Source organism: Nocardia altamirensis NBRC 108246, assembly GCF_001612685.1.
GTDB lineage: Bacteria > Actinomycetota > Actinomycetes > Mycobacteriales > Mycobacteriaceae > Nocardia > Nocardia altamirensis.
This window is the reverse complement of the sequence record NZ_BDAY01000106.1, coordinates 23839-36255: the sequence shown is the minus strand read 5'-3', so window position 1 is coordinate 36255 and position 12417 is coordinate 23839. Positions and strand designations below refer to the sequence as shown.

Sequence of the window (12417 nt, the reverse complement as noted above, 5' to 3'; positions counted from 1 at the left end):
CTTCTCTCACGCCAACGCGCCTCGGCAACCATTCCTCTCACGCCGATGGGCCCGGCAACCACTTCTCTCACGCCAACGCGAGGCTTGCCACCTCGGAGGGGGTTCCGGCGCGAGAGTTGGTGCAGCCATGTCTCGTTCGCACGGGTCGAGGGTCACGAGTGGTACATGACGGAGGCGTTTGCGGCGTGTCGCCTCAACCATGTACCACTCGCGGGGCGATAGCCCCTCGAGTGGGACCTGACCGCGGCAACCCATACCGTCGCCAGCGCCAGATCACTCATGACTCCTCGATCCTGGCCTGGCGGAGGGGAGTTGGCATCTGTTCAGGCAGCTACAGGCGTAGGCCCTTCAGCGAACTGCGTCCGGTACAGCTCGGCGTAGCGACCTTCGGCGGCCAGAAGCTGGGGGTGGGTCCCCCGCTCGATGATTCGACCGTCTTCCAGAACCAGAATTTGGTCGGCAGCACGGATAGTCGAAAGCCGGTGGGCGATCACCAGGGCGGTGCGGCCTGCCAGCGCTTCCGAGAGTGCTTCCTGGACAGCAGCTTCCGAGGTGGAGTCCAAAGAGGCGGTCGCTTCGTCGAGGATCACCACGCGGGGTTGCTTGAGCAGTAGCCGGGCGATGGTCAGGCGTTGACGTTCGCCGCCGGAGAGGCGGTAGCCGCGTTCACCGACCACCGTGTCCAGGCCGTCGGCGAGAGATTCGACCAGGTCGCGTAACCGCGCGCGCTGCAAGGCATCCCAGAGTTCGGGTTCGGTGGCTTCGGGGCGGGCCAGCAGGAGGTTGGCGCGGATGGTGTCGTGGAACAGGTGGCCGTCCTGGGTGACCAGGCCGACTGTTTCGCGGAGGGATCGGGTGGTCAGTGCTCGGACGTCGGTGCCGTTCAGGCGGACCGCGCCGCCGTCGACGTCGTAGAGGCGGGAAACCAGTTGGGCGACGGTGGATTTGCCTGCGCCCGAGGAGCCGACGAGGGCGATGAGCTGGCCGGGCTCGGCGCGGAGCGAGACGTTGTGCAGTACCTCGACGCCGCCGCGGGTGTCCAAGGTGGCGACGTCTTCGAGCGAGGCCAGGGAGACCTTGTCGGCGGCGGGGTAGCCGAAGGTCACGTTGTCGAGTTCGACGGCGACGGGGCCTTCCGGTACCGCCACCGCGTCGGAGGCGTCCTCGATCAGTGGTTTCAGATCGAGGACCTCGAAGACGCGCTCGAAGCTCACGAGCGCGGCCATGATCTCCATGCGCGCGCTGGCCAGTGCCGTCAGCGGGGTGTACAGCCTGGTCAGCAGCAATGACAGCGCGACAACCGCGCCCGCGTCGAGCTGACCGCGCAGGGCGTACCAGCCGCCGAGTCCGTAGACGAGGGCGATGGCCAGCGCGGACACCAGGGTGAGCGAGGTGACGAAGATGGTCTGCAGCATCGAAGTGCGGACACCGATATCGCGCACCCGGCTTGCCCGCAGGGCGAACTCGTCGGATTCCTGGTGCGGGCGGCCGAAGAGTTTCACCAGGGTGGCGCCCGGCGCGGAGAAGCGTTCGGTCATCTGCGTGCTCATGGCGGCGTTCAGCTTGGCCGCCTCACGCTGCATGTCGGCGAGACGGTTGCCCATGCGGCGGGCCGGAATCACGAACACCGGCAGCAGTACGAGGGAGATCATGGTGATCTGCCAGGAGATGCTGAGCATCACGCCGAGGGTGAGCGCCAAGGTGACCAGGTTGGCGACCACGCCGGAGAGGGTGTCGCTGAAGGCGCGCTGTGCGCCGATCACGTCGTTGTTCAACCGGCTTACCAACGCGCCGGTCCGCGTCCGGGTGAAGAACGCGATCGGCATCTGCTGCACGTGGTCGAAGACCGCAGTCCGCAGATCGAGGATGAGTCCCTCGCCGATGCGCGAGGACAGCCAGCGAATACCGAGCCCGAGCGCCGCGTCGAAGATCGCGAGCACGGCGACGATCAGCGCGAGGGTGACCACGATGCGCGGCGCCGCGCCGCCGACGATGTTGTTGACGATCCGGCCCGCCAGCACCGGCGTCGCCACCGCAAGCAGCGCAGACACCACGCTGAAGAGCAGGAACACCCCGATCCGGCGGCGATGCGGCGTAGCGAACCGCAGGATGCGCTTGGCCGTCGCCATGCTGAACGGCCGCTGCTCCTGCGGTGCGTTGGCCCGCCGGTACATCTGGCTCCACGCCACCGATTCGATACTCACGTCGACACTCCCTCTCGGTCCCCACCCATCAAAGTCCTGCCTACCGACACTAAAACCTCAACAAAAGTTGAGAGCAAGTCGTTTCCGCGCGTTCCTGATTCCGCGCTCAGCGAAATACCACCCCAAAAGCCCAGTTGACTCCCGCATGTTGCCCGTCGCGGGGAGCGCGCGTCGTTCCCGCGACAGAGCGCTGTTCGGGCTGCTCCGTCAGATCGATCTGAGTGGCACCCCACTGTCCGGTGTCACCGACCTGACCAAGGGCATCGGTGGTGGTGAGCTGCGCAGCTCGGCGCGCAGGCCGCTCTATCGCCACGACAGACAACAGACATCGCTCCCTCGCCGCGACCGAGCAGCGCAGGGATCGCCCTCGCGACAGGTGGCAAGCGCGCGTCACGCATCCGCGACGACCGGCGCGCGAGGATGGCGGGCCTAGGCTGACGAAGTGATCGAGAACCGAGTGGTAGCGGGGCTGCGGGGCAGGATCGCGGGTGAGGTCGACGGGTCGCAGCGGCGGCGGGCGGAGTATTCGTCGGACGCGTCGAACTATCGGGTGTTGCCGGAGGCGGTCGTGTTTCCGCGTGACGACGAGGACGTGGCCGCCGCACTCGAATTCGCGGGCGAGAACGGACTGTCGGTGACGGCGCGTGGGGGCGGGACCTCGGTGGCCGGGAACGCGATCGGGACTGGCCTCGTGCTGGACTTCAGTCGGCACATGAATCGCATCATCGACATCGACCCGCAAGCACGGGTCGCGCACGTACAGCCGGGTGTGGTGCTGTCGGAATTGCAGCGGGCGGCACGGCCGCACGGGCTACGCTTCGGGCCGGATCCGTCGACGCAGAATCGGTGCACGCTGGGCGGGATGATCGGCAACAACGCGTGCGGGCCGCGCGCGGTGGCCTGGGGGCGTACCTCGGATACGGTGCGGGAGCTGCGGATTCTCGACGGCGGCTGCACCGAGCGGAGGTTGTCCGACGACCTGTCCGTCCTGCCGGGACTCGCCGAGTTCACCATGGCGAATCTCGCGGTGCTGCGCACGGAGCTCGGCCGCTTCGACCGGCAGGCCTCCGGGTACGGGCTCGAACATCTACTGCCGGAACGTGGTTCCGCGGTGGCGAAGGCGTTCGTCGGCACAGAGGGCACCTGCGGTCTGCTGCTCGACGCAACCGTCGAGCTGGTGCCGCTGCCGAAGTCCACCGTGCTCACCGTGCTCGGCTACCCCGACATCGCCACCGCCGCAGACAATGTCGCGGCGGTGATGGCGACCGCGCCGACCGCGGTCGAGGGCATCGATGCCCGGTTGGTCGATGTGGTGCGTACGCATCGCGGCGCCGTTCCCGAGCTACCACGTGGCGGCGGCTGGTTGTTCGTGGAGTCCGCGGGCGAGAACAAGGCCGATGCGCTGGCCCGCGCCGAACAGCTGTGCCGCACCGTCGACGCACTCGACTCCCGCATCGTCACCGATCCCGTTGCCGCGGCAGCACTCTGGCATATCCGCGCGGATGGCGCAGGCCTGGCCGGCCGCACCGCGGACGGACATCCGGCCTGGCCCGGCTGGGAGGACGCGGCGGTGCCGCCGGAGCGACTCGGCGCCTACCTCCGCGACTTCGCCGACCTGACCGCCGAACACGGCGTGGACGGACTGCTGTACGGCCACATCGGCGACGGCTGCATCCATGTCCGGCTCGATCTGCCGATCGCCGATGCCCCGCAACGCTTCCGGCGCTTCCTGTTCGATGCCGCCGAGCTGGTGGTCAGCCACGGCGGTTCGCTGTCCGGCGAGCACGGTGACGGTCGCGCCCGCTCTGAGCTGCTCTCCGTCATGTACTCCCGCACGGTGCTCGACGTATTCGCCGGATACAAGGCCCTTTTCGACCCGGCGAACGTGCTGAACCCCGGCGTCCTCATCGATCCACGGCCGATCGACGCCGACCTGCGGGTGGCCGGAATTCCGGCAATACCGATGGCGGGCTTCGCCTTTCCCCATGACCACGGGGATATGAGCACTGCGGTGCACCGCTGTGTCGGTGTCGGCAAGTGCCGTGCGGACACCCGCGCCGCCGGTGGTTTCATGTGCCCGTCCTACCTGGCCACCAAGGACGAGAAGGACAGCACCCGCGGCCGCGCGCGGGTGTTGCAGGAGGTGGTCAGGGGCGCGTTGCCCTGGTCGTCCGACGCGGTGGCCGAGTCACTCGATCTCTGCTTGTCCTGCAAGGCATGTCGTTCCGACTGCCCGGCGGGGGTCGATGTCGCCACCTACAAGGCCGAGGCCTTGTATCGCCGGTATCGGCGCCGCCCACGCCCACTCGACCACTACTCCCTCGGCTGGCTGCCCCGATGGCTGGCCGCCGCGACCCGGCTGCCCCGCGCCGCGAACGCCATCGCCGAAGTCGCGGTCCTGCGCCGAATCGGCTTGCGCGCGGCGGGTATTGATCCACGTCGCGAAGTGCCGCGCCTGGCGGAGCGCAGCTTTCGCCGCATCTGGCGCGACCTCGGCGGCGAGCTGCCTGCGGGCGATCCCACGGGACCGGAACTCATGTCCGCCGATCTCATGGCAACAACGTCGGCACCCGGCCCGACGTCCGCAGGCTCCACGGCGCGCCTGCCCGAGGTCATGTTGTGGATCGACACCTTCACCGATGCCTTCGACCCCGAAATAGCGCTGGCCGCAGCACAATTGCTGCAGTCACTCGGCTACCGGGTCCGCATTCCCGAACGCCGGGTGTGCTGCGGACTCACCTGGATCAGCACCGGCCAGCTGGACGGTGCCAGGAAACGCTTGCGCGCCACCATGACCGAGCTGGACGCGCACGTGCGCGCAGGCGGTCTCGTGGTCGGCTTGGAGCCGTCGTGCACCGCGGTGCTGCGCTCGGATCTGCCCGAACTGTTTCCTGACGATCCCCGCGCGGCCGCGACCGCGCGTGCCGTGCGCACGCTCGCCGAGTTCCTCACCGAACAACCCGACTGGCGCCCACCGCGACATTCACCGCGAACTGTGGTCGTGCAACCACATTGCCATCACCACGCGATTCTCGGATTCGACGCCGATCGCCGGTTGTTAACCACAATGGGTATGAATGTGACTGAAATCACCGGATGCTGTGGTCTCGCGGGAAATTTCGGAATGCAGCGCGGCCATTACGACATTTCGGTCGCAGTAGCCGAGAACGGCATGCTGCCCGCACTGCGCGGTGCCGAAGACGAGGCCGTCTTCCTCGCCGACGGCTTCTCCTGCCGTACCCAGGCCAACCAGCTGGCCGACCGCTCCGCCCGCCATCTCGCCCAATTCCTGCTGGACCAGTGAGACTTTGGCGCGCTCGCCGGGTCACCGCACGGCGAGCGCGTGCACCGGGATCAGCTGCCGAACGGCAGGGTGCCCGGCGGGATCTGATAACCCGAGCTGCCTGCGGAAACGCCACCCCAGGCGTTGAGCAACCAGTTGAGCACGTTGGTGATCATGAATACCTCCATGTGGCGACTGCCAGCTGTTTGCCGATCGCACCAATATCGCCACTCTTATTCGTCGCGTTACAAAATACCGGGGAACTGCATTGATGCAGAATCGGCATCGAATAACGTCGAATTACGTTGGGCGCGAGGAGCTTGCCGACCGATGGTGGAGTCCACCACATTCCGCACCACGCCGTCGGGCAGAATGAACCGATGCGTAACGCGACGGTCGAGCCGGAAGTTGACCCCACCGGTCCGACCAGGACCGTGACGTCCGACCGTCCGATCGACCTCGCCTGCACCATCGCCCCGCTGCGCCGCGGCGCAGGCGATCCGTGCCACCGCACGACCGGCGACGGCGCGCACTGGCACGCCTCCCGCATGTCGACCGGGCCGGTCACCTACCGACTGACCCAGTCAGGCCCGTGCGCGGTGCACGCGCAGGCGTGGGGGCCCGGCGCCGGGGAATTCCTGGACGGGCTCGACCACATGCTCTGCCTGGACGAGGACGTTGGCAACTTCGTCCCGGACCATCCCAAGCTCGTCGAGGCGCATCGCCGGTTCCCCGGACTGCGGATGCTGCGCACCGGCCTGGTTTTCGAGGCACTGGTCCCCGCAGTGCTCGAGCAGAAGGTGCACACCATCTCCGCCCGCACCTCGTGGCGAAAGCTGGTGCGGCAGTTCGGCGATCCCGCACCGGGCCCGGCACCGGAGGGCCTGCGGCTGCCGCCCGACGCCGACACCTGGCGGCGGGTGCCGTCCTGGGCGTTCCATCGCGCCAACGTCGGCCCGCAGCGCGCCCAGACGATCGTGCGCGCCGCCAGAGTGGCGGACTCGCTGGAGCGGGCAGCGGATGTCGACCCCGCCGAAGCCGCCCGCAGGCTGCGGACGATCCCCGGTATCGGCGTGTGGACCGCCGCCGAGATCGCCCAGCGCGCCTTCGGTGACGCGGATGCGTTGTCGGTCGGCGATTTCCATCTCGCGGCGGTCGTCGGCTGGACCCTGCTCGGCCATGCGATCGACGACGACACCATGGTCGAATACCTGGAACCGCTTCGGCCGCACCGTTATCGGGCCGTGCGCCTGTTGGAGGTCAGCGGCCAGGCGCACAAGCCGAAGTTCGGCCCGCGCACCCCGCTGACCGATCACACCTGGCACTGACGGACCGGCTCAGCTGCGCCGCGCCTCGAGCCCGTCCAGGATCCGGACCAGGCCGTAGCGGAACTTCCGGTCGCGCACTTCCGTCGGGTCGCTGTCCCAGTCGTTCTGCTGGAATCGCGGATAGTCCTTCGCCGCGGCCTCGGCCGCCGGTCGCAGCTGCGCCACGAATTCCTGCTCCGTCTGCCCTGACCTGGTGAGCATCGCCAGCCAGGCGGCCTCGGCGATGCCCATCCCGATCACATAGCTCATCAGCGCGCTGATGGCATCGCCCGTCTCCTGCGCGGGGAACCCGCCCACCTCGAACAGCCCGACCAAGCCGTCGTTGAGTTGCATGACGTTCGGGCCGAGGTACGACAGCCCGACCTGGCCAAGCGTCGAAGCCATCCACGGATGGCGCAGGATCATCGCGCGCACGCTTTCGGCGCAGTCCTCGGCGGCCGAGCGCCAGTCCGCCCCGTCGGTGATCGCACGAACCCTGATCTCGCCGTAGACCTCGTCGACGACCAGCTCGATGAGCTCGTCTCGGTTGGCGACGTGCCGGTAGAGCGAGGTCGCGCCGGCATTGAGCCGGGTACCGAGCTGGCGCATGGTCAGCGCCTCCATGCCCTCGGCGTCGAGCAGGGCTACCGCCTCGGTGACGATGTGTTCCCTGGTCAGCGCAGGCTGTTCCCTGCCCCGCCGCGGGCGCGTCCACACCGATCCGACCTGCTGTTTTTCCGCGGGCATCGCGACTCCTTCTGTTGCACCGAGCATAGCGCACGATGTTCGCACTTGCGAACGCGCTGAATCGATGCGTACATTGTTCGCAACAAGCAAACGTCGTACGCAACACTGTGAGAAGAGAGCTTCCGATGGACGTGACGGACACCCGCAACCCGAAACGCTGGTGGATTCTGATCGTGCTGTGCCTCAGCGCGCTGGTCCTGGTCATCGACAACTTCGTGCTCGCCGTGGCGGTGCCGCCGCTGGCCGAGGATCTGAACGCGAGCGCACAGGACATCCAGTGGATCCTGGACTCCTACATCCTGGTCTTCGCCGGTCTGCTGCTCACCTCGGGCAGCCTCGCCGACCGGTTCGGCAGGCGCCGGGTGATGCTCATCGGCCTAGTCCTGTTCGGCGTCGCCTCACTCGGCGCGACGCTGGCGACGAGCCCGATCGAGATGATCATCGCCCGCACCGTGATGGGTATCGGTGGCGCGCTTGTCCTTCCGAGCACGCTGTCGATCCTGATCACCGTGTTCGACGACGACGAACGCCGCAAGGCGATGAGCTTCTGGAGTGCCGCCTCGGTGCTCGGCCTGGTCGGCGGCCCGGTGCTCGGCGGCGTGCTGATCGCCCACTTCTGGTGGGGCGCGGCGTTTTTGATCAACATCCCGGTCGCCGCCGTCGCCATCATCGCCGCGCTGGTGCTGATGCCGGAGTCCAAGGGGCCGAGGACCAAGCCCGACGTGCCGGGCGCGGTGCTCTCCATGGTCGGCATGACCGCGCTGGTGTGGACCATCATCGAATTCCCCAAGGGCGGTTTCGATCACGCGTCGACGCTGATCACGCTCGCCATCGCCGTTGTCGCGCTCGTCGCCTTCCTGGTGTGGGAGACCCGCGTCGAACACCCGATGGTGCCGCTGCAGCTGTTTCGCAACCGCGACTTCTCCGGCGGCAGCCTGTCACTGACCCTGGTCCAGGTCGCCAACGGTGGTCTGCTGCTGGTGCTGACCCAGTACCTGCAGTTCGTGCTCGGCTACTCACCGACCAAGGCCGGGCTGGCGTTCATCCCGATGATGCTCGCCTCCATCGTGTGCAACGGACTCGGCGCTGGTCTCGGCACCAAAGTCGGCAACCGCACGCTCGCCGTCACCGGCATGCTCATCTCGACCGTCGGCCTCGGCCTGCTGGCGAGCCTGTCCGCGGACAGCGGTTTCGGCATGCTCGCCGTCGCGCTGGTTGTGCTCGGCGCCGGTGCCGGCCTCGCGCAGCCCGCGGCCATCGCCGCACTGATGAGCGCGGTGCCGACGGAGCAGGCCGGTGTCGGCTCGGCGCTGAACGACACCATCCAGCAGGCGGGCGCCGCCCTCGGCATCGCAATCCTCGGCAGCATTCTGTCCAGCACCTTCACCAGCACCATGCCCGACTCGGCGCCCGAGATCGCCAAGCACTCGATCAGTGATGCGCTGGCGCTGGCCGCCGCCACCGGCGACAGCGAACTCCTCAGCACGGCAAGGGAAGCGTTCACCTCGGCCATGTCGGCCAGCTTCGTCGCAGGCGGTGTCGGCATCCTGTCCGGCGCGATCGTTGCCCTGTTCGTCATGCGCAGCAAGAAGCCTGCGCAGGTCGAGGTGGCCGAGGAGGCGGCACTGGTGAAGTAGCGCAACAGGATTCACCCGAAACCGGCCCGATCGGCGGATGCCGATCGGGCCGGTTGTGGGTGTCGAAGGTTGTGGGTTGGTTCAGAATTCGCCGAGCACACTGAAGACAGTGCGACCGGTGTGACTGCCACCTTGGATGGACGCGAGGACCTCGGCCGCCTCGGTGACGGGAGCGACGTGCGTCAGCGTCGAAAGGTGTTGCGGGCGCAGCTCGTTGCCGAGGCGGGTCCACAGTTCGCGACGCTTCTCGATCGGAACGTAGGCCGAATCGATGCCGAGCAACGCGACGCTGCGCAGGATGAACGGCATGACCGTGGTCGGCAGGCCGGAGCCGCCGGTCAGGCCGCTCACCGCGACCGCGCCGCCGTAACCGATGGCGCTGAGAATGTAGGCGAGCGACTTGCCGCCGACACTGTCGACGGCGCCCGCCCAGCGGGCCTTGGCCAGCGGCCGCGGCTTGGCGTCGGGGTCCTCGGGCAGCCTGCCGATCACCTCGTTGGCGCCGAGCTCGGCGAGCAGGTCGCCCGCGTCGGTCTTGCCGGTGGAGGCGATGACCTCGAAGCCGAGGCCGGACAGGATGTCGATGCTCACGCTGCCGACACCGCCGGTCGCGCCGGTGACCAGCACCGCGCCCGTCTCCGGGGTGAGTCCCCGGTCGAGCAGGGACTGCACGCTCAGCCCTGCGGTGAAGCCCGCGGTGCCGAGTGCCGCGGCGTCGCGCAGGCTCAGTCCGTCGAGCTTGACCACCCAGTCCGCAGGCACCCTGGCGTACTCGGCGAACCCGCCGTTGTGCGAAACGCCGATGTCGTAGCCGTGCGCCACCACCAGGTCACCGGGGGCGAAATCCTCGTCCTCGGAGGAGACCACCTCGCCGGTGATGTCGATGCCGGGGATGATCGGGTACTTGCGGACCACCCCGCCACCCGTGGTGATTGCCAGCCCGTCCTTGAAGTTCGCGCTGGAGAAGTGCACCTTGATCGTCATGTCACCAGGCCCGAGGAAGTCCTCGCCCACCTCCTGTTTGGTGAGAACGATCCCGCCATCCGATTCATGCGCCACCATCGCCCAGAACTCCATGCGGACGAGCATACGAGCGTCGACGCTCCGCCGGGCGGATCCACGGGGGAGGCGAGGCGAACTATTCGGGGACGAGTTCGAGGCGAACGCCGAGCAGCCGGACCGGGCGATCCAGCTCGAACCTGTCGACGATGCGGAGCGCGGTTTCGCTGATCTCGGCGGGATCGATGGTCGGCGCAGGCAGCTTTTCCTGCTTGCTTCGGGTGTAGAAAGTGTTGGTGCGCACGGTGACCGAGACTCTGGTGCCGATGCGGCCCGCCGCGGCCATCTCCTCGGCGACCTCGGTGGCGAGGCGGGCCACCTGGGCGCGGATGTCGGCGCGTTCGGTGAGGTCGTGCGGGAAGGTCTCGGACTTGCTGCGGCCCACCGGGACTCGTGGCTCGGTGGTCACGTCGGTGTCGCCCTTGCCGTGGCCGAGGACCCAGAGGTAGGGGCCGGTGTTCGGGCCGAACTCGGCGGCGAGGCGATGCCGGTCGGCCGCCATCAGGTCGGCGACGGTGTCGATGCCGAGGTCGGCGAGGCGGGCGGCGATCCGGGATCCGATGCCCCACAGGGCATTTGTCGGACGGTGCGCCATCACCTCGGTCCAGTTCGCCGCGGTGAGCCGGAAGATGCCTGCGGCACCGCCCGCGTCGGTGGGCTGCGCGGCGGCGGACTTGCCGATCGACTTGGCGAAGCCGGTAGCCAGCTTGGCGGTGAGCTTGTTGTCGCCGATGCCGATCGCGCAGGTGAGGTCCAATTTCTCGATGGCGCTGCGGATTTCGCGGGCCAATGCCTCCGGGTCGTCGGTGTCGGCGGCCAGGAACGCCTCGTCCCAGCCCCACACCTCCACCCGGCCGGGGAAGGTGCGCAACAGCGACATCACCTCGTCGGACGCCTCCTCGTAGGTGGTCATGTCCAGCGGCAGGAACACACCTTCCGGGCATTTGCGCTGGGCGCTGCGCAAGGCCATGCCCGCCCGGACACCGAACGCCCGCGCCGGGTAGGACGCGCAGGTGACCACCTTGCGCGGCTCGGTCGGATCGCCGTTGCCGCCGACGATGACCGGCAGGCCGCGCAGCTCCGGATGCCGACGGAACTCCACCGCGGCCTGGAACTGATCGAGATCGACATGCAACAGCCATCTGGCCATGTGTCCGTCATACCGCACCAGGGTGACAAGTGCGCATTTCCGCGTCGATATCCAGCTGCGAGAGCACGATCTCGCACAGTCCAGAATCACCAACGAGGATCCTGACTACCACGGCCCCCTCCCGAACCAAACCTCGGGCGACGGCTCAGCATATTTGGTGTCTTTTCTGAGGAAGGGAGTCAATCTGTCGATGCTCGAAATCTGGACGGCATCGGTCACCGCGCCCCAGGATCCGGTGGCCGGGTCCTTGGTCAGACGGTCCTTCGGAGGTGGCCAGAACGAGTACACCTCAGGAGACCCGTCATCGCTCATGCGCCCGGTCGCCACCACTACATGGTCGCCCTTCCCCCACATGACCACATCGCCGCGCTGCGGTTGCGGACCGGCGGGATCCCCGGGAACGTAACGCCGCTTCCCATGCGGCAGGAGTTCCCGCGCCATATCATCTGCCCAATTCTTCGGCCAGCCAACCCACCACCTCCGCCGGTGCTTGGAAACGGGCTCATAAAGTCTGTGCAGCTCAGCGTGAGTAACCACGCCCACCTCGACTCCGACTCGCTCTATTATTTCCCAGCAATTCATCGCAGAGTCCGGGTGCAGGGCTGGCAGCGGTCCTTCGGTCGGCGATATTATCCAAGCCTCGAATTCCCGCCGCGACACCTCCGCCGAATGAAAGTTCGCCCATCGTGCTCGGGCGCCCGAGTGGTGCAATCTGTCGAGCTCGTCCGCGACGAGCAGGGGTGCGTCTGGCTGCTCGGGAGCATGTGTTCCGTGGCCAGGGAACTGCCCTCCAGCGTGACCGGTTTTGTCCAACTCGAGTTCAAACTGCGCGTCTTTGTGTTCGACCCGTTTAAGGCCGTCCCGTATCGCATTCGGAACTTCGTGGTATTTTTCGCTGATTCGCGGGTCGGCTTTGTCGACGATCGCGGCGGTTAGGCGCTTGGTTATCTGGAGCATTTTCGCGATGATTTCGCGGCCACCCGTCCCACTCATCGAGATTCCTGTCGCAGTGGCCGGGGAAACTATCGGT

General features: G+C 67.5%; 8 protein-coding genes. 3 read left to right on the top strand and 5 right to left on the bottom strand.

Annotation, left to right across the window (positions count from 1 at the left end; genetic code table 11):
- Positions 1 to 323: 323 nt before the first annotated feature.
- A complete protein-coding gene (locus NA11_RS39400; protein WP_069167197.1) occupies positions 324 to 2204 on the bottom strand; it encodes an ABC transporter ATP-binding protein in 1881 nt (626 codons plus the stop codon).
- A gap of 442 nt (positions 2205 to 2646) precedes the next feature.
- Between NA11_RS39400 and NA11_RS39390 the strand changes: the two genes are divergently transcribed.
- Positions 2647 to 5508, top strand: coding sequence for an FAD-binding and (Fe-S)-binding domain-containing protein (locus tag NA11_RS39390; protein WP_069167195.1), 2862 nt, complete (start codon positions 2647 to 2649; stop codon positions 5506 to 5508).
- 359 nt (positions 5509 to 5867) lie between these two features.
- Positions 5868 to 6815, top strand: a complete 948-nt coding sequence (locus tag NA11_RS39385) for a DNA-3-methyladenine glycosylase family protein (protein ID WP_069167204.1) — start codon at positions 5868 to 5870, stop codon at positions 6813 to 6815.
- Positions 6816 to 6824: 9 nt separating this feature from the next.
- On the opposite strand, the gene NA11_RS39380 is transcribed toward NA11_RS39385, so the two are convergent.
- Complete coding sequence (locus NA11_RS39380) at positions 6825 to 7541, bottom strand: TetR/AcrR family transcriptional regulator (protein ID WP_069167203.1); 717 nt, start codon at positions 7539 to 7541, stop codon at positions 6825 to 6827.
- A gap of 125 nt (positions 7542 to 7666) precedes the next feature.
- Here NA11_RS39380 and NA11_RS39375 point away from each other — a divergent pair, with 125 nt between their 5' ends.
- The gene (locus tag NA11_RS39375) at positions 7667 to 9178 is read left to right on the top strand and encodes an MFS transporter (RefSeq protein WP_069167194.1); all 1512 of its coding nucleotides are present in this window, start codon (positions 7667 to 7669) and stop codon (positions 9176 to 9178) included.
- A gap of 81 nt (positions 9179 to 9259) precedes the next feature.
- On the opposite strand, the gene NA11_RS39370 is transcribed toward NA11_RS39375, so the two are convergent.
- The 3 genes from NA11_RS39370 to NA11_RS45310 form a co-directional block, all read right to left on the bottom strand.
- Entirely contained in the window at positions 9260 to 10255 is a 996-nt protein-coding gene (locus NA11_RS39370) for an oxidoreductase (RefSeq protein ID WP_069167202.1), read from the bottom strand.
- Positions 10256 to 10316: 61 nt separating this feature from the next.
- Positions 10317 to 11387, bottom strand: a complete 1071-nt coding sequence (locus NA11_RS39365) for a DNA polymerase IV (protein ID WP_069167201.1) — start codon at positions 11385 to 11387, stop codon at positions 10317 to 10319.
- Between the two features lie 105 nt (positions 11388 to 11492).
- Positions 11493 to 12380 carry a hypothetical protein gene (locus NA11_RS45310; RefSeq protein WP_141718105.1) on the bottom strand — a complete coding sequence of 296 codons (888 nt, stop codon included), beginning with the start codon at positions 12378 to 12380 and terminating at the stop codon, positions 11493 to 11495.
- Positions 12381 to 12417 lie beyond the last annotated feature (37 nt).